The sequence below is a fragment of the Nocardia sp. NPDC047654 genome (assembly GCF_043205035.1).
Lineage (GTDB): Bacteria > Actinomycetota > Actinomycetes > Mycobacteriales > Mycobacteriaceae > Nocardia.
The window spans coordinates 37,365-53,916 of record NZ_JBIDDF010000018.1; the positions used below are offsets into that span (position 1 = coordinate 37,365).

A 16,552-nucleotide genomic window follows, 5' to 3' on the forward strand; every position below is an offset into this window, starting at 1 on the left:
CGTGGCACTCCGGAACGTCGTCGCCGCGCCCCGGGTCGGCAGACCGGGGCCGGTGGTCACGGGCGTCGCGCTGCTGCTGGTGGCGGCGACGTTCGTGCCGCTCGGGTACATCGTTTCGACCGTTTTCTCCACCGGTGTCGATCAGGCGGCGGAACTGGTGTTCCGGCCCAGAGTCGGTGAACTGCTGGGCAATACGGCCGCGCTGGTGGCGTGCACCGTGCCGATCTGCGTGGCGCTCGGCGTCGGGCTGGCCTGGGTGGTGGAACGCACCGACGTGCCGGGGAGGTCGTGGTGGGGGCCGGTTTTCGCGGCTCCGCTGGCGGTGCCCGCCTTCGTCAACAGCTACGCCTGGGTCAGCGTCTTCCCGACCATGCACGGTCTTCGGGCAGGCGTGGTGATCTCCACGATGTCCTATTTCCCGCTGGTCTATCTGCCCGCCGCCGCCACGCTGCGCCGCCTGGATCCGGCGGTGGAGGAGTCGGCGCGGGCGCTGGGCTCGGGACCGGTCGCGGTGTTCGCGCGGATCGTGCTACCGCAGCTGCGCTTGGCCGTCCTCGGTGGCGGACTGCTCATCGGGCTGCATCTGCTCGCCGAGTACGGCGCCTTCGTGATGGTCCGGTTCGACACGTTCACCACGGCCATCTTCGAGCAGTACCAGTCCAGCTTCGCCGGTCCGGCGGGCAGCATGCTGGCCGGTGTGCTCGTGCTGTGCTGTCTGGCGCTGCTCGGGGCCGAGGCGGGACTGCGCGGCCGGGCGCGCTACGCGCGGATCGGCAGCGGGGCTCCGCGCGCCGCGGCCCGGATCCGGTTGGGCGCGGGAACGTTACCGGTTCTGGCCGCGCTCGTCGCGGTGACGGCGGCCGCGCTGGGCGTGCCGCTGTGGACCATCGGGCGCTGGTTGCGCATCGGCGGAGCGGCGGTATGGGATGTCGCCGACATCGGCAACGCGCTCGGGCAGACGGTCGGCCTCGCGGCCGTCGCCGCGCTGCTCACCACCCTGTGCGCGTTCCCGGTGGCGTGGATCGCGGTGCGTTCCACCTCGGCGTTCGCGCGGCTGGTCGAGGGCGCCAATTACATCACCAGCTCGTTGCCCGGCATCGTGATCGCGCTGGCCATGGTGACCGTGACGATCCGGTGGGCGCCCGCGCTCTACCAGACGGCGGGCATGGTGATCGCCGCCTATCTCCTGCTGTTCCTGCCCCGTGCCCTGGTCAGCGTGCGGGCCGGGCTCGCCCAGGTACCGGTCGGCTTGGAGGAGGCGTCCCGTTCGCTGGGTAAATCGGCGCCGGCGACGTTCTTCCTGGTCACGCTGCGTCTCGCGGCGCCGGCCGCGGCCGCCGCCGCCGCACTGGTGTTCGTCGCGGTGGCGACCGAGCTGACCGCAACCCTCTTGCTGGCGCCCAACGGAACTCGCACGCTGGCGATGCGGTTCTGGGGCCTGTCCGGCGAGTTGGATTACGCCGCCGCCGCTCCGTACGCCCTGATCATGATCGCCGCCGCCGTGCCCGTGACGTACTTGCTGTTCACCAACTCGCAGAAGGCGGCCGGGATATGAGTCGCGTTGTCGTCACCGATGTGTCGAAGACCTTCGGTCACACCCGGGTTCTCGGTGGCATCACCCTGGACGTGCCGAACCGCACCGCCACCGCCGTGGTCGGATCGTCCGGATGCGGCAAGACCACGCTGCTGCGCGTGATCGCCGGATTCGAGTCACCGGACACGGGTTCGGTGTCGATCGGCACGGAAATCGTTGTCGGCGAACGCGTCTCGGTGCCGCCGCAGCGTCGCAACATCGGCTATGTCGCCCAGGACGGGGCGCTGTTCCCCCATCTGACCGTCGGCCGGAACATCGCCTACGGCCTGCCCGGCTCGGCGCGCCGCAACCACCGGCGGGTGCGCGAACTGCTGGAGATGGTGTCGCTGCCCGCGTCCTACGCCGACCGGCGGCCGCATCAGCTCTCCGGCGGCCAGCAGCAGCGCGTGGCCCTGGCCCGCGCACTGGCGCGCAAGCCGTCGGTGATGCTGCTGGACGAGCCGTTCAGCGCGTTGGACGCGGGCTTGCGGGCCACGACCAGGCAGGCCGTGGCCGACACGCTGCGCGAGGCGGGCATGACCAGCATCCTGGTGACCCACGACCAGGAGGAGGCGCTGAGTTTCGCCGATCAGGTCGCGGTGATGCGGGAGGGGCGCTTCACCCAGGTCGGGACGCCGGAGGAGGTCTACGCCACGCCGAAGGACCTGTTCACCGCCCGGTTCCTCGGCGATTGCGTGCTGCTGGAGGCGGTGGTCGAGGGCGATGTGGCCAAGTGCGCACTGGGCCGGATTCCGGTGCAGCGCAACGCCGCGAGCGGACCGGCCACCGTCATGCTGCGACCGGAACAGCTCGTGGCCGATGTCGCTTCGGAGAACGAGTCGGAGAGCGGCCGGATCAGCGCGGTCGACTTCCGCGGCGCCGACGTCATCCTGACCATCGACCCGGACGGCGCGAGCACTCCCATCCGGGTACGCCGCGCCAGCGTCGCCGCCCCTGTCACCGGGCAGCGGGTGCGCCTCGACGTGGTCGGCACGGCCGTGGCGTACGCCGAACCGAACGACGCCGTCTGACGCGGAACGCTGGCGGGAACCAGGCATACCGGGTAGGGGCGTGCCTCGAAATGCTCGGCTCGGCGATGACGCGCACCGAGCCGAACACCGAGGAAACTTGGAGCGAGCGGCGGGAATTGAACCCGCGTAAACGGCTTTGCAGACCGTTGCCTAAACCACTCAGCCACGCCCGCCTCGCCTTAGATAGTGCCCCCGGCGGGTAGGCCCGGCCCACCATTGCGCTCACGGTGATCCGAAGCCTGGTCGGATGTCCCCGTCCGCCCCTGGCGGCATGGAATGATCGGAACATGTCTCGGCCACGCCCGCTTCCGAACGACCCGATCGAGGAGGCCCACCGCCAGTGGGTCGGCCACGGCTGGGGAGATGTCGCCGACGGCATGGCCGCGGTGACGTCACTGGTGCGGGCTCAGCAAATCGTGATGGCGCGGGTGGACGAGGCGCTCAAACCCACCGGCTTGACCTTCTCCCGCTACGAGCTGCTCATGCTGCTCAATTTCAGCAAAACCGGTGCGCTGCCGATGGCGAAGGCCAGCGCGCGCTTACAGGTGCACCCCACCAGTGTCACCAACACCGTGGACCGGCTGGAGGCGGCGAAGCTCGTCGAGCGCGTACCGCATCCCAGCGACCGGCGCGCTACCCTGATCGAAATCACCGACGCGGGACGGGAATTGGTGGCGAAGGCGACCGAGGAACTCAACGCGAAGGTTTTCGCGCTCCCCGGATTGCCCCCGGAACGACTGCACACTCTGCTGCAACTGCTCGCCGAATTCCGACACGCCGCGGGCGACTTCGACACCGCCGAGGGAACGGCGCGCTGGTCGGCTACGGCCACAGACTGATTCGACGTACCGGTCGGTCGCATACCCGGTGCTACCGACCGGCGGGTGACGATCGGGCATCCAACCGGCGAATTGCCGGGCATGCCGTCTTGGCAGCGGAAGCGAAAAGGTCCACCATGTAAATCATGGTGCTGGTCTTGGGGGTATCGGCGGGCGCTGGCGGCGCCCATGCGATGCTGACACACTCCGATCAGCCACACCTACCCCCGATCGATCGCTGCGAAGTGCCGCGCCGGGCGGGCGGCGGTGTCGAGGAATCGGTCTTCGAGGCGATCCGCCGGATGAACGGCGCCGCCGACCGGCGTGACGAGCTGATCTCGGGCACGGCGGTGACGTGCCGCTGTCCGCTGCACGCCGACGCCATCCGCGCGGGCGTGCGCGGCCGCGGCGTGACCATCGTCGACGAACCCCTCGCCCAGCTGCGCTATCTGCGCTTCACCGGGCAATTGCCGGACAGCGGCTCGGTGATCCTCTACGACCTGGGCAGCTCGGGGCTGACCATCACGCATGTCGATTGCCGCACCGACGCGATCCTGTCCAGCAAGCGCAGCACGGTGCTCGGTGGCGACGGCTACGACGCGCTGCTGCGCTGGCGGCTGGCCCGCGACGGCGTGCTCACCGACACGCCGACCATCCGGCGTCACCGCGAGGAACTGAGCGAGGCCAGGGTGGTCACCGCCATCGACGACGGCACCGGCGACCGGGCCGTCGTCACCCGCAGCGACCTGGCCGAACTGTGCGCGGCGGGCATCCATCACTCGGTGTCGTTCGTGCGGCAGATCATCGACGAGACCGGTGTGCGGCCGGAGGCCATGGTGCTGCTCGGCGGCTGCACGCGCAGCCCGAGCATTCGCGCCGAACTGGCGGAACTGATCGACCTGCCGATCGTCTACGACCCCGAGCCCGAGTTCGTCTCCGCGCGCGGCGCCGTGCTGCTCGCCGCCGAACGAAGGGGCGGCGACGTGCGGATGGCCCGGCTGCGCGCCGGAGCCACCCTCGTCCCGGTCGCCGTCGACCGGCGCAAACTCATCGCGGCGGCCGCGGTCACCGTCGCCCTGGGCGCCACCATCGCAGGACTGCTCGCCGCGGAGAAGGACGCGCCCACGCCGGAGGGCAACAAGGTGCCCACGCCCGCGGAGATCGTCGCGCCCACATCGGGGCGCTTCGGATAACTCGCGACGAACCCGCCCGGCCGAGGGGATCGGCCGGGCGGGTCGGATGTCAGCGGTTGGTGAACTTCGCCGGACGCTTCTCGACGAAGGCGCTCATGCCTTCCTTCTGATCCTCGATCGCGAACAGCGAGTGGAACACTCGGCGTTCGAAGCGCAGGCCCTCGGCGAGCGTGGTCTCGAACGAGCGGTTCACCGCTTCCTTGGCGATCATGGCGACCGGCAGCGACATCGACGCGATGGTCTCGGCGACCTCGGCCGCGGTGTCGAGCAGCTCCGCCGCGGGCACGATGCGCGAGACCAGCCCCGCCCGCTCGGCCTCCTCGGCGTCCATGTTGCGGCCGGTGAGCACCAGATCCATGGCCTTGGCCTTGCCGATCGCGCGGGTCAGGCGCTGCGAGCCGCCGATGCCGGGGATGACGCCCAGCTTGATCTCCGGCTGCCCGAACTTCGCGGTGTCGGCCGCGAGCAGGACGTCGCAGATCATGGCCAGCTCACAGCCGCCGCCCAGCGCGTAGCCCGCCACCGCGGCGATGGTGGGCTTGCGGAACTGCGCCAGCCGGTCCCAGCGGGCGAAGTAGTCGTCCATGAACATGTCCATGTACGACTTGGGCTGCATCTCCTTGATGTCGGCGCCCGCCGCGAAGGCCCGTTCCGAGCCGGTGATCACGATGGCACCGATCTCGTCGTCGTGCTCGAGTTCGTCGAGCGCGGCGATGACGTCGTCGAGGACCTGTGCGTTCAGCGCGTTCAGCGCCTTCGGGCGATTCAGCGTGATCCAGCCGACCCGGCCCTTGCGTTCCAGCAGAATCGTCTCGAAGTCGGGCCCACCCGTCGCCCGGCCGCCGCCGCCCACGGACTCGCTCTGCGATGCGTTCATCCTTCTGCACCCTCTTGGTCGGATCGGTCACGGATATCGGTGACGATAGCCGAGAAGTCCCGTCCGGCATCCGTCTGGTTGAAGCGGTCGTAGATCGCGGCGGCCAGCAACCCGAGCTGACCGTCGATGTTGTTCTCGCGCAGGGCGTTCGCGGCCAGACCCAGGTCCTTCGCCATCAGGGCGGTGGCGAAACCCGGTCGGTAGTCGTTGTTGGCCGGGCTGGTCGGCACCGGGCCCGGAACCGGGCAGTAGCTGGTCAGCGCCCAGCTCTGGCCGGAGGCGGTGGAGACCACGTCGAAGAACGACTGATGGCTCAGGCCCAGCTTCTCGCCCAGCACCAGCGACTCCGACAGCGCGATCATCGACACGCCCAGCAGCATGTTGTTGCAGATCTTCGCCGCCTGGCCGACGCCGGAGCCGCCGCAGTGCACGACCTTGCCGCCCATCACCTCGAGCACCGGAAGGGCGGCGGCGAAGTCCTCGGCGGCCCCGCCGACCATGAAGGTCAGCGTGCCCGCCGCCGCGCCCGCGACACCGCCGGAAACCGGCGCGTCCAGCGCACGGTGCCCGGCGGCGGTGGCGCGTTCGGCCGCGGTCTTGGCGTCGGCCACGTCGATGGTGGAGCAGTCGATGAACAAGGTGCCCGGTGCCGCGGCCGGAAGCAGTTCGGCGTACACGTCGAGGACGAGTTTGCCATTGGGCAGCATGGTGATCACGGTGTCGGCCGCGGCGGCCTCGGTGGCCGTGCCGACCGGGATCGCTCCGTCATGCTCGGCCTGTTCGCGCGCCGCGGGCACCGGGTCGAAGGCGAGCACCTCGTAGCCCGCGCGCACCAGGTTGGCCGCCATCGGCGCGCCCATGTGGCCGAGGCCGAGGAAACCGATTCGCTTGCTCATCACGCCACCTCCTGGGTCGGCAGACCCAGCTCTCGATCGCCCAGCTCGGCGAAGTATGCGTCCACCTGCGCGTCCGTGACCGCCTCGAGCGTCGCGGGCGACCACCGGGGGTTGCGGTCCTTGTCGATCACCTGCGCGCGAATGCCTTCGACCAGGTCGTGCGACGACAGCGACGCGATGGACACCCGGTACTCCTCGTTCAGCACCGCCTCCAGGCTCGGGGCGGTGCGGGCCGCGCGCAGCGAACGCAGCGTGACCTTCAGGGCGACCGGAGATTTCGCCAGGATCTCGGTAGCCGCCGCCTGCGCGTCGGGTGCCTCGTGCGCCTGCAACCGCGCGACGACCTCCTCCACGGAGTCGGCTCCGTAGCAGTCATCGATCCAGTCCTGCGCGGCGGCCAGCGCGGAATCCGGCGCGTCCGTGGCGAACTTGGCGATCGCGATGTCGGCGCTCTCCGTGCGCAGCGTCTCCAGCAGCGCGGGCAGATGCTCGGAGACGACGAAATAGTCGGCGAAGTTCGCGGCGATGGCGTCACCGGCGCTCATGCGCGCGGTGGTGAGCCCGACGTGCGTGCCGATCTCACCCGGGGTGCGCGCGAGCAGATAGGTGCCGCCGACGTCCGGGACGAAGCCGATGCCCACCTCGGGCATGCCGATCTTGGACCGCTCGGTGACGATGCGGTGGCTGCCGTGCCCGGAGAGCCCGACGCCGCCGCCCATCACGATGCCGTCCATGATCACCACGTACGGCTTCGGGTAGCGGCCGATCAGGGCGTTGAGGATGTACTCGTCGCGCCAGAACCGTCCGGTCGCCGAATCGGCGCTGGTGGCACCGCTTTTCGCGTCGGCGTGGATGGCGACGATGTCGCCGCCCGCGCACAGGCCCCGCTCGCCCGCGCCGGTGACGACCACGGTGCGCACCGCGTCGTCCTCGGCCCAGGTACGCAGCGCGTCGGTGATGGCGAGGGCCATCGAGTGATTCAGCGCGTTGATGGCCTTGGGCCGGTTCAGCGTGATCAGGCCCAGCCCGTCGCGCTGTTCGAGAAGAACCTCGGGTTCACTCGTGGTCTGTCCGCTCATGCCGCTCCTACCAGTGCGCGGGCGACGACCACCCGCATGATTTCGTTGGTGCCCTCGAGGATCTGGTGCACCCGCAGATCCCGGACGATCTTCTCCACGCCGTACTCGGTCAGGTAGCCGTAGCCGCCGTGCAGTTGCAGGGCCTTGTTGGCCACCTCGAAGCCGGCGTCGGTGGCGAAACGCTTCGCCATCGCGCACAGCTCCACCTTGTCCGCCGCGTCGGCGTCCAGCGCCGCGGCGGCCCGCCACAGCAGGGTGCGGGCGGCCTCCAATTCGATGCGCATATCGGCGAGATCGAATTGCAGCGCCTGGTTGCGCAGCAGCGGCTTGCCGAACGCCTGCCGCTCGGCCAGATACGGCACCGTCTTGTCCAGCGCCGCCTGCGCGCCGCCCACCGAGCACGCGGCGATGTTGAGCCTGCCGCCGTTGAGGCCGTTCATCGCGATGCGGAAGCCGTCGCCCTCCGCGCCGAGCAGGTTGGCCGCCGGGACCCTGGCATCGGAGAAGATCACCTGCCGGGTCGGTTGGGCGTTCCAGCCCATCTTCTTCTCGTTGGCGCCGACGGAGATGCCGGGGGTGTCGGCGGGCACGATGAACGCCGAGATCCCGCGCGCACCGTCGTCGCCGGTCCGGGCCATGACGACGTAGACGTCGGTGGAGCCCGCGCCGGAGATGAACTGCTTGGCGCCGTTGAAGACGTAGTCGTCACCGTCGCGAACGGCCTTGGTGCTCAACGCCGCCGCGTCGGAGCCGACCCCTGGCTCGGTGAGCGCGTAGCTGGCCAGCAGTTCCATCGCGGTCAGCCGGGGCAGCCAGCGATTGCGCTGCTCGTCGTCGCCGTAGCGGTCGATCATCCAGGTCGCCATGTTGTGGATGGAGATGTAGGCGGCGATGGCGGGGCAGCCGGTGGCCAGCTGCTCGAAGATGCGCACGGCGTCGAGCCTGCGCAGGCCCGAACCGCCCACGTCCTCGCGCACGTAGATGCCGCCGAGGCCGAGCGGGCCCGCCTTGCGCAGCACATCCACCGGGAAATGCTTCTGCTCGTCCCACTCCAGCGCGTTCGGGGCGAGGAATTCGTCGGCGAAGCCGCGGGCGGTGTCGCGGATCGCCTTCTCGTCGTCGTCGAGGATGAACATCTGGATCAGTCCATCGTCGGGATGACGAACGCGTTGCTCTCCTTGAGCCCGGCGGGCCAGCGCTGCGTCACCGTCTTGGTCTTGGTGTAGAAGCGGATCGAATCCGGGCCGTGCTGGTTCAGGTCGCCGAAGCCGGAACGCTTCCATCCGCCGAAGGTGTAGTACGCGATCGGCACCGGGATCGGCACGTTGATGCCGACCATGCCGACCTGCACGCGCGCGGCGAAGTCGCGGGCGGTGTCCCCGTCGCGGGTGAAGATCGCCACGCCGTTGCCGTATTCGTGCTCGTTGGCCAGCCGCAGGCCCTCCTCGTAGTCCGCGGCGCGGACCACGGTGAGCACCGGACCGAAGATCTCCTCGCGGTAGATCCGCATCTGCGGGGTCACCTTGTCGAACAGCGTCGCGCCGACGAAGTAACCGTCCTCGGCGCCTTCCACGACCAGGCCGCGTCCGTCCACCACCAGCTCGGCGCCCTCCTCGACACCGATCTGGACGTAGTTGTTCACGCGGTTCACGCCGTCCTGGCCGACCAGCGGCCCGTAATCGGCGCCCGGGTCGTCGGAACGGCCGACGTTGAGCTTGTGCACCCGCTCGGTCAGCTTGGCCACCAGGCGGTCGGCGGTCTCCGCACCGACCGGGACGGCCACCGAAATGGCCATGCAACGCTCGCCCGCCGACCCGTAGCCCGCGCCGATCAACTGGTCGGCGACGTCGTCGAGATCGGCGTCCGGCATGACGATCGCGTGGTTCTTCGCGCCGCCGAAGCACTGGGCGCGCTTGCCGTTCGCGGTCGCGGTCTCGTAGATGTACTGCGCGATGGGGGTGGAGCCGACGAATCCGACGGCCTTGACGCGCGGATCGTGCAGCAGCGTGTCGACGGCTTCCTTGTCACCGTTGACCACGTTGAACACACCGGGGGGCAGACCGGCCTCGAGGAACAACTCGGCCAGCCGCAGCGGCACCGAGGGGTCGCGCTCGGAGGGCTTGAGTACGAACGCGTTGCCGGTGGCCAGCGCGGGACCGGCCTTCCACAGCGGGATCATGGCCGGGAAGTTGAACGGGGTGATGCCCGCGACGACGCCGAGCGGCTGGCGCATCGAGTACACGTCGATGCCGGTGCCGGCGCCCTCGGTGTATTCGCCCTTGAGCAGGTGCGGGATACCGACGGCGAACTCGATCACCTCGAGGCCGCGCTGGATGTCGCCCTTGGCGTCGGCGATGGTCTTGCCGTGCTCGGAGGACAGCAGCGCCGCCAGCGAATCCATCTCGTCCTGCACCAGGGTCAGGAACTTCATGAGAACGCGCGCCCGCTTCTGCGGGTTGAACGCGGCCCATTTCGGCTGCGCGGCCTCGGCGTTGGCGATGACCGCCTCGACCTCGGATTTGCTCGCCAGCGGCACCCGCGCCTGCACCTGGCCGAGGTTGGGGTCGAAGACGTCACCGAACTTGCCGGAAGCGCCCGGCACATGCTGTCCGCCGATGAAATGGGTGAGTTCGCGAACCATGCCAGTCCTGTTCTCGTAGCGATCGGGGCACCGCGGTGCGGTATGCGGTCATCCTATAGTTGGACGTCCAAGTATCAGCAAGGCCGAGGGGCCGATGTGATTCATCCCACGGCTACGGCTTCGGCACGGGAACGGCCGGATCGGCTTCCTTCGCCCGCCGCGGCCGCACCAGCCGGAACGCGCCCAACCCGAGCGTGATCGCGCCGATCGCTACGACCACCGCCGCCGCGCCGAGCGAATCGCCGGTCCATTCCGAGACCGCCTCCCCCGCCGCCACCGCGATGGCCACACCGCCCCCGACGACGAGCACCGCCGACCGCTGGGTCGCGTACAACGCGAAGCAGACCACGGCGATCAGCGCCGTGATCCCGTAGGCCCAGGTCCGGCCATCGATGTCGAGACTCTGCGCGGCGGCGACGGATGTGACGATCGCGATCAGGTATCCGATCCGGAGGTCCGCGAGGGCACCGATTCTGGTCAGCGCGAACCACGCGCCACCGAGCAGCAGTACCGCCGCGCTGCCCCAGCTGTCGTCGAGACCGATCACTTCGGTGAGGATCCCCGCGACGGCCGCGGGCACGAAGCAAGCGCAGACCAGCAGTCCGATCACCGACGGCAGCGCGAGGTAACCGAGTACGGCGATCACCGCTCCCGCCGCACAGGCGAAAACCCACGCGGCATCGGTGCTCGCGTTCTCGAGCGCGGTGCCGACGGACCCGGCGAGCGCGACGGACCCGAGCGCGAAGAGCACGGCCGCCAGCCTCGCGCGGGCACTGTTCGCGCTCGTGCGGCCGGTCGGCACCCCGGCGAGCAGAACACCCCCGAACAGCAGACCCGCCGACACGACGGCGAGCACGCCCACTCGGACCGGCCGGTCGAGCGTGTCCCAGGACGAGGCCGCCACCAGGGCGATTCCGCCGAACAGCAAGCCTGCTCCGACATAGGAGGCGATCTCGGCGAGCACCTTCCCACGCGCCACCACCGCCGCCCGCTCGACGGCGAGCGCCGCGAGCACCGCGTCGGCCTGGTCGCGGGTCAGCACACGCTCGGCGACCAGCCGCCCTACCGCGGCTTCCGCCCTGTCGTCGCTCACCATGGGCCCAGTATGTCCGAGTCGGCCGCCCTGACAACACAATCGGCCGGAGCGGAGCATCGCGCACGGATACCACCGTCCGATCGTCACGGCGAAAGGCACCCGGCCCGGTATGCCTTCGACGTCGACCGCCGCCGAAATCCGCCGGCCGCCGACCCGAAACCGGCACGGCGGCAGCGACGCGGACAACCCGTCGGCGACGCTGGCGATGTGATCGCAGTCACCGTACGATTAGTTTGACGTCCTAGTATCGGGCGACAATGGAATCCCGAGAGGAATCCCGTGGCCGACAGCAGCGCGCTCTACGCGCCCACCCACCCCGTTCGCTTCGTCACCTCGGCGGCCCTGTTCGACGGGCACGACGCGGCGATCAACATCATGCGCCGCATCCTGCAGAGCCAGGGCGCGGAGGTGATCCACCTCGGCCACAACCGCTCGGTCAGCGAGGTGGTCGACGCCGTGCTCACCGAGGACGCCCAGGGCGTCGCGGTCAGCTCCTACCAGGGTGGCCACGTCGAGTACTTCGAGTACCTCGCCGACGCCTTGAAGAAGGCCGGAGCCGAACACGTGCGGATCTTCGGCGGCGGCGGTGGCGTGATCGTGGCGGAGGAGATCGCACGACTGGCCGCGGCCGGCGTGACCATCTTCTCTCCCGAGGACGGACAGCGACTCGGCCTGCCCGGCATGATCAATCAGTTGATCCGCGCCTGCGACGTCGACCTCGCGACCGAGCCGCCGGTGCCGGAGGCGGTGCTCTCCGGCGAGCGCGCCGCCTTGGCGCGCGCCATCACCTGCCTGCAAGCGGACGCGCTGCCGGAGGCCGACCGGCGGAAGCTGGCCGAGGCCGCGGCGGCGCGCACCGTGCCGGTGCTCGGCATCACCGGGACGGGCGGCTCCGGAAAGTCCTCGCTCACCGACGAACTGGTGCGCAGGCTGCGTTCGGATCAGCAGGACAAGGTGCGGGTGGCGATTCTCGCGGTGGACCCGACCCGGCGGCGCGGGGGTGGCGCACTGCTCGGCGACCGCATCCGGATGAACGCACTCGACGGCGAGCACGTCTTCTTCCGCTCGCTGGCCACCCGCGGTGGACGCGAACTACCGGACAATATCGATCTGATCGTGACGGCTTGCAAGGCAGCGGGTTACGACCTGGTCGTCCTGGAGACCCCCGGCATCGGTCAGGGCGACGCCGCGGTGACCGACCACGTCGACGTGTCGATGTACGTGATGACGCCCGAGTTCGGCGCCGCCTCCCAGCTGGAGAAGATCGACATGCTGGATTACGCGGACGTGGTGGCGATCAACAAGTTCGAGCGTCGCGGCGCCGCGGACGCGCTGCGTGACGTGGCCAGGCAGTTGATCCGCAACCGCGAGGAGTTCCATGCCGCGCTGGAGGACATGCCGGTCTTCGGCACCAGCGCGGCGACATTCAACGACGACGGGGTGACCGCGCTCTACCAGCACCTGACGGGCCTGCTGGCCGGCCACGGCCTGCGGCTGGAGCCCGGCGCGCTGCCCCGGGTGGACACCCGCACGTCCACGCGCTTCGCCCAGCTCATCCCGCCCGCGCGGGTGCGCTACCTGGCCGAGATCGCCGAGACCGTGCGCGGCTACCACGCCGAGACCGCGGCGCAGGTCGCCGCCGCGCAACGGCTGCAACGCCTCGAGCAGGTGGCGGCCGAACTGCCCGGGGACACGGCCGTCGCCGAACTGGCCGAACGCGCCCGCGCCGACCTGACGCCCGCGAACGCCGCACTGCTGGCCGAGTGGCCCGCCCTCGCCGAGTCCTATCGCGGGGAGGAACAAGTGGTCCGGGTGCGCGACCGGGAGATCCGCACCCCGCTGCGCCGGGAGACTCTGTCCGGCAACTCCATTTCGCGCGTGGCCTTACCTCGTTTCACCGATCACGGCGAGCTGCTGCGCTTCCTGCGCGCCGAGCACCTGCCGGGGCGGTTCCCGTTCACCGCAGGGGTGTTCCCGTTCAAACGGGACAACGAGGATCCGGCGCGCATGTTCGCGGGCGAGGGCGACCCGTTCCGCACCAACCGCCGGTTCAAAGTGCTCAGCGAACATTCCGACGCGAAAAGGCTGTCCACGGCCTTCGATTCGGTGACGCTCTACGGCCACGATCCCGCGGAGCGCCCCGACATCTACGGCAAGGTCGGCACGTCCGGCGTGTCGATCGCCTCGCTCGACGACATGAAGGTGCTCTACGACGGTTTCGATCTGACCGCGCCGACCACCTCGGTGTCGATGACGATCAACGGCCCCGCGCCGACCATCCTGGCCTACTTCCTGAACACCGCGATCGATCAGGCGCTGGACCGCTTCGCGGCGGAGCAGGGACGGCCGCCGACCGACACCGAGGCCGCCGACCTGCGCGCCCGCACGCTGGCCACGGTGCGGGGCACGGTGCAGGCCGACATCCTCAAAGAGGACCAGGGCCAGAACACCTGCATCTTCTCCACCGAGTTCAGCCTGCGCATGATGGCCGACATCCAGGAATGGTTCGTGCGCAACGGCGTGCGCAATTTCTACTCGGTGTCGATCTCCGGCTACCACATCGCCGAGGCGGGCGCGAACCCGATCAGCCAGCTGGCTTTCACCCTGGCCAACGGTTTCACCTATGTGGAGGCGTATCTCGCGCGCGGCATGCACATCGACGACTTCGCGCCGAATCTGTCGTTCTTCTTCTCCAACGGGATGGACCCGGAGTATTCGGTGATCGGCCGGGTGGCCCGCCGCATCTGGGCCGTCGCCATGCGGGACCGCTACGGCGCCAACGAGCGGTCGCAGAAGCTGAAGTACCACATCCAGACCTCCGGCCGGTCGCTGCACGCGCAGGAGATGAACTTCAACGACATCCGCACCACACTGCAGGCGCTGATCGCGATCTACGACAACTGCAACAGCCTGCACACCAACGCCTACGACGAGGCGGTCACCACCCCGACCGAGGAATCGGTGCGCCGCGCCCTGGCCATCCAGCTCATCATCAATCGGGAGTGGGGGGTCGCGATGAACGAGAACCCGCTGCAGGGCAGCTTCCTGATCGACGAGCTCACCGATCTGGTCGAGGAGGCCGTGCTGGCCGAGTTCGAGCGGATCAGCGAACGCGGCGGCGTGCTCGGCGCGATGGAGACCGGCTACCAGCGCGGCAAGATCCAGGACGAATCGATGCGCTACGAACAGCGCAAGCACGACGGTTCGCTGCCGATCATCGGGGTGAACACCTTCCGCAACTCCCACGCCGAACCGCACCGGGAGCTGGAGCTGGCGCGCGGCACCGAAGCGGAGAAGCAGTCGCAGCTGCGGCGGGTACGCGAATTCCAGCAGCGCAACCGGGACGGCGCCCATGCCGCCCTCGCCCGGCTCGAGGCGGTCGCCCGCACCGACGACAATATTTTCGAGGTGCTGATGGAGGCCGCCCGGGTGTGCACGTTGCAGCAGATCACCGACACGTTCTTCACCGTCGGCGGGCAGTACCGCCGCAACGTGTGAGACACGCGAGCGGCTGAGCCATCAGAAGATCCGCACCTCGGGGACGGTGTCCATCAGTGCGGCCCACTCCGGGTACCGGGCGAGCTTCGCCTCGTGCAACGCCATGATCTTCTCGCGCAGGTCGAGATCGGGCTGATCGGAGACATCCGGGCCGATCGCGATCTTCGCGATGTGCGGGATGATCCGCGGATCGCCCTCCAGGTGGACCGGGTCGTACAGGTACCGCTCCAGCGCATCCAAGTCTTCGATGCCGACGCAATAGCCGTGCGTGAACCCCTCGGACGCGTCACCCAGGTTCTGGCCGACGGTCGAGAACGACACGGACTCGACCGACGCGGTGCGGCGCATGAGCGTGAGCACCTCGGCCTTCTGCTCCTCGGTCGTCTCCGGGTGAAAGCTGAAGCGCAGCAGGTGAACTATCATGGACTCCTCCTCGAATTGAACTTGCTAGTTCAATCTAGAGAACTATCTGGTTTATACACAAGATCTAACTCGTCAGTTCAGTTCAGGCGGTCGGGAAGCTGGCGTGCCGAGCTGAGCGCGACACGGCAGCACGGGGCGCATCGACAAGCGGCGGGCGGTCCTGGAGTCGCCTTCACCGTCTTCGCCCGCCCCGGTTGTGCCGAAGCGCGCGTGGCCGCTTGCGCGTCCCGCTGATTCACCGGCCTGTCTCGCGCGGGGCATGTGACAATCGCCGAGCAAACCTTCGGCGCGGTTGGGATGGCAGACATGGAGCTCTCGGGTATACGGATCATCGACGCACACATCCACCAGTGGGATCCGTTCACCACACCGCGAGATTTCAGCGCCTTGGCGAAGCTGCTCCGGCTGCTGCCGGTCCCGGTGGACGCGGCAAAGCGCCTCGCACCGCGGCGCGACCGTGAGTTCGTCGGAGATCCGGTCGCCTACCTGCGGCCCTATCTCCCGTTCGACTACCGCGCCGACGCGGGCAACGCGCCCATCGAGGTGATCGCGCACATCGAAGTCGAATGGTCGCAGCGGGGACCACTGGGAAAGGCCGGGGAGACGGCCTGGGTGGCCGGGCTGCCGCTGGAGGCGGCCCCGCGGCTCGGCGCGATCCTCGCGGGCGGAGACCCGGCCGACCCGGCGTTCGCGGAGTTGCTCGACGCGCACGCCGCCGCGTCACCGCTGCTGCGCGGTGTCCGCACCATGGTCGCCCACCATCCCGATTCGGGCGTGCGATCGTTCACCGACGCGCCCGGCACGCTCACCACCAAGGAATTCCTGGACGGCTTCGCGCGGCTGGCCGAGCGCGGCCTCTCGTTCGAAGCGTGGGTGTACTCGCACGCCATTCCCGACGTCACGGCGCTGGCCGAACGCTATCCCGAGGTGCCGATCGTGCTGAACCACCTCGGCACCCCCGCGGGGATCTTCGGCGCGGTCGGCAAACACACCGGTACCAATCCCGGACTGCGCAGGCAGCTGCTGGTGCGGTGGCGCGACGATCTCGCCGAACTGGCCGCGCGCCCGAACGTGGTCGCGAAGGTGAGCGGGCTGATGATGCCGATCCTGGGCCACCCGATCCCGCCGCGGGGCACGCCGACGCCCACGGGGCACCTGCTCGACCGGATCGGCCCGCTGGTCGAGCACGCGCTGGACGTCTTCGGCGCGGACCGTCTCATCTGGGGCTCGAACTTCCCCGTGGACAAGCCGGTCACCAGCATCGGCAACAGCATCGAGGCGATCGCGACCGCCGTCACCGGCCACGGCGGTGGACGGACGGAATTGGAGCAGGTCTTCCGGACCACCGCGCAGCGCGTCTACCGGATCGCGGACTGAACCAGGACCGGCGACCGGGACGGTCGATCATGTCGGTGCCCGTGGTTACC

The 16,552-nt window shown here is 69.3% G+C and carries 13 protein-coding genes and 1 tRNA gene; 6 read left to right on the forward strand and 8 right to left on the reverse strand.

All coding sequences use genetic code 11. The annotated features are described in order from the left end of the window. Window position 1: 1 nt before the first annotated feature. Together ACGF7Y_RS31245 and ACGF7Y_RS31250 are read left to right on the forward strand one after the other, a co-directional pair. Complete coding sequence (locus ACGF7Y_RS31245; RefSeq protein WP_393240129.1) at window positions 2–1,555, forward strand: ABC transporter permease; 1,554 nt, start codon at window positions 2–4, stop codon at window positions 1,553–1,555. After that, the gene (locus ACGF7Y_RS31250) at window positions 1,552–2,604 is read left to right on the forward strand and encodes an ABC transporter ATP-binding protein (protein ID WP_393240132.1); all 1,053 of its coding nucleotides are present in this window, start codon (window positions 1,552–1,554) and stop codon (window positions 2,602–2,604) included. The genes ACGF7Y_RS31245 and ACGF7Y_RS31250 overlap by 4 nt, the downstream gene beginning before the upstream one ends. A 98-nt stretch (window positions 2,605–2,702) precedes the next feature. On the opposite strand, the gene ACGF7Y_RS31255 is transcribed toward ACGF7Y_RS31250, so the two are convergent. Then, a tRNA-Cys gene (locus tag ACGF7Y_RS31255) sits at window positions 2,703–2,777 on the reverse strand. Between the two features lie 114 nt (window positions 2,778–2,891). Between ACGF7Y_RS31255 and ACGF7Y_RS31260 the strand changes: the two genes are divergently transcribed. Continuing rightward, window positions 2,892–3,443 carry a MarR family winged helix-turn-helix transcriptional regulator gene (locus ACGF7Y_RS31260; RefSeq protein ID WP_040865121.1) on the forward strand — a complete coding sequence of 184 codons (552 nt, stop codon included), beginning with the start codon at window positions 2,892–2,894 and terminating at the stop codon, window positions 3,441–3,443. 125 nt (window positions 3,444–3,568) lie between these two features. After that, window positions 3,569–4,615 (forward strand): Hsp70 family protein, encoded by a 1,047-nt coding sequence (locus ACGF7Y_RS31265; protein ID WP_393240135.1) that lies wholly within the window; start codon window positions 3,569–3,571, stop codon window positions 4,613–4,615. Between the two features lie 49 nt (window positions 4,616–4,664). Here the strand turns inward: ACGF7Y_RS31265 and ACGF7Y_RS31270 are convergent, their stop codons facing one another. The 6 genes from ACGF7Y_RS31270 to ACGF7Y_RS31295 all read right to left on the reverse strand — a co-directional run bounded on the left by ACGF7Y_RS31270 (window position 4,665) and on the right by ACGF7Y_RS31295 (window position 11,204). Continuing rightward, window positions 4,665–5,492, reverse strand: coding sequence for an enoyl-CoA hydratase (locus ACGF7Y_RS31270; RefSeq protein ID WP_393240138.1), 828 nt, complete (start codon window positions 5,490–5,492; stop codon window positions 4,665–4,667). Then, window positions 5,489–6,388, reverse strand: coding sequence for a 3-hydroxyisobutyrate dehydrogenase (gene mmsB, locus ACGF7Y_RS31275; RefSeq protein WP_393240140.1), 900 nt, complete (start codon window positions 6,386–6,388; stop codon window positions 5,489–5,491). Before mmsB ends, ACGF7Y_RS31270 begins: the two co-directional genes overlap by 4 nt. After that, on the reverse strand, window positions 6,388–7,467 hold the full coding sequence (locus tag ACGF7Y_RS31280; RefSeq protein WP_393240143.1) for an enoyl-CoA hydratase/isomerase family protein: 1,080 nt from the start codon (window positions 7,465–7,467) through the stop codon (window positions 6,388–6,390). The genes mmsB and ACGF7Y_RS31280 overlap by 1 nt, the downstream gene beginning before the upstream one ends. Next, complete coding sequence (locus ACGF7Y_RS31285; protein ID WP_393240146.1) at window positions 7,464–8,603, reverse strand: acyl-CoA dehydrogenase family protein; 1,140 nt, start codon at window positions 8,601–8,603, stop codon at window positions 7,464–7,466. Before ACGF7Y_RS31285 ends, ACGF7Y_RS31280 begins: the two co-directional genes overlap by 4 nt. Window positions 8,604–8,608: 5 nt before the next feature. After that, the gene (locus ACGF7Y_RS31290) at window positions 8,609–10,108 is read right to left on the reverse strand and encodes a CoA-acylating methylmalonate-semialdehyde dehydrogenase (RefSeq protein WP_393240149.1); all 1,500 of its coding nucleotides are present in this window, start codon (window positions 10,106–10,108) and stop codon (window positions 8,609–8,611) included. A gap of 112 nt (window positions 10,109–10,220) precedes the next feature. After that, window positions 10,221–11,204, reverse strand: coding sequence for a DUF2157 domain-containing protein (locus ACGF7Y_RS31295; RefSeq protein WP_393240152.1), 984 nt, complete (start codon window positions 11,202–11,204; stop codon window positions 10,221–10,223). 279 nt (window positions 11,205–11,483) lie between these two features. On the opposite strand from ACGF7Y_RS31295, the gene icmF reads away from it, so the two are divergent. Next, a complete protein-coding gene (gene icmF, locus ACGF7Y_RS31300; RefSeq protein WP_393240155.1) occupies window positions 11,484–14,702 on the forward strand; it encodes a fused isobutyryl-CoA mutase/GTPase IcmF in 3,219 nt (1,072 codons plus the stop codon). Window positions 14,703–14,723: 21 nt separating this feature from the next. Here the strand turns inward: icmF and ACGF7Y_RS31305 are convergent, their stop codons facing one another. After that, the gene (locus ACGF7Y_RS31305) at window positions 14,724–15,125 is read right to left on the reverse strand and encodes a Dabb family protein (protein WP_393240157.1); all 402 of its coding nucleotides are present in this window, start codon (window positions 15,123–15,125) and stop codon (window positions 14,724–14,726) included. A gap of 306 nt (window positions 15,126–15,431) precedes the next feature. Here ACGF7Y_RS31305 and ACGF7Y_RS31310 point away from each other — a divergent pair, with 306 nt between their 5' ends. Continuing rightward, window positions 15,432–16,502: an amidohydrolase family protein gene (locus ACGF7Y_RS31310; RefSeq protein ID WP_393240160.1), complete on the forward strand. Its 1,071-nt coding sequence runs from the start codon at window positions 15,432–15,434 to the stop codon at window positions 16,500–16,502. The last annotated feature ends 50 nt before the right edge of the window (window positions 16,503–16,552 follow it).

What these genes read in the sequence shown, in the direction of transcription:
- ACGF7Y_RS31250 (WP_393240132.1), top strand. Translation starts at nt 1,552, where the DNA reads ATGAGTCGCGTTGTCGTCACCGATGTGTCGAAGACCTTCGGTCACACC.
- ACGF7Y_RS31260 (WP_040865121.1), top strand. Translation starts at nt 2,892, where the DNA reads ATGTCTCGGCCACGCCCGCTTCCGAACGACCCGATCGAGGAGGCCCAC.
- ACGF7Y_RS31265 (WP_393240135.1), top strand. Translation starts at nt 3,569, where the DNA reads ATGGTGCTGGTCTTGGGGGTATCGGCGGGCGCTGGCGGCGCCCATGCG.
- ACGF7Y_RS31270 (WP_393240138.1), bottom strand. Translation starts at nt 5,492, where the DNA reads ATGAACGCATCGCAGAGCGAGTCCGTGGGCGGCGGCGGCCGGGCGACG.
- mmsB (WP_393240140.1), bottom strand. Translation starts at nt 6,388, where the DNA reads ATGAGCAAGCGAATCGGTTTCCTCGGCCTCGGCCACATGGGCGCGCCG.
- ACGF7Y_RS31280 (WP_393240143.1), bottom strand. Translation starts at nt 7,467, where the DNA reads ATGAGCGGACAGACCACGAGTGAACCCGAGGTTCTTCTCGAACAGCGC.
- ACGF7Y_RS31285 (WP_393240146.1), bottom strand. Translation starts at nt 8,603, where the DNA reads ATGTTCATCCTCGACGACGACGAGAAGGCGATCCGCGACACCGCCCGC.
- ACGF7Y_RS31290 (WP_393240149.1), bottom strand. Translation starts at nt 10,108, where the DNA reads ATGGTTCGCGAACTCACCCATTTCATCGGCGGACAGCATGTGCCGGGC.
- ACGF7Y_RS31295 (WP_393240152.1), bottom strand. Translation starts at nt 11,204, where the DNA reads ATGGTGAGCGACGACAGGGCGGAAGCCGCGGTAGGGCGGCTGGTCGCC.
- ACGF7Y_RS31305 (WP_393240157.1), bottom strand. Translation starts at nt 15,125, where the DNA reads ATGATAGTTCACCTGCTGCGCTTCAGCTTTCACCCGGAGACGACCGAG.
- ACGF7Y_RS31310 (WP_393240160.1), top strand. Translation starts at nt 15,432, where the DNA reads ATGGAGCTCTCGGGTATACGGATCATCGACGCACACATCCACCAGTGG.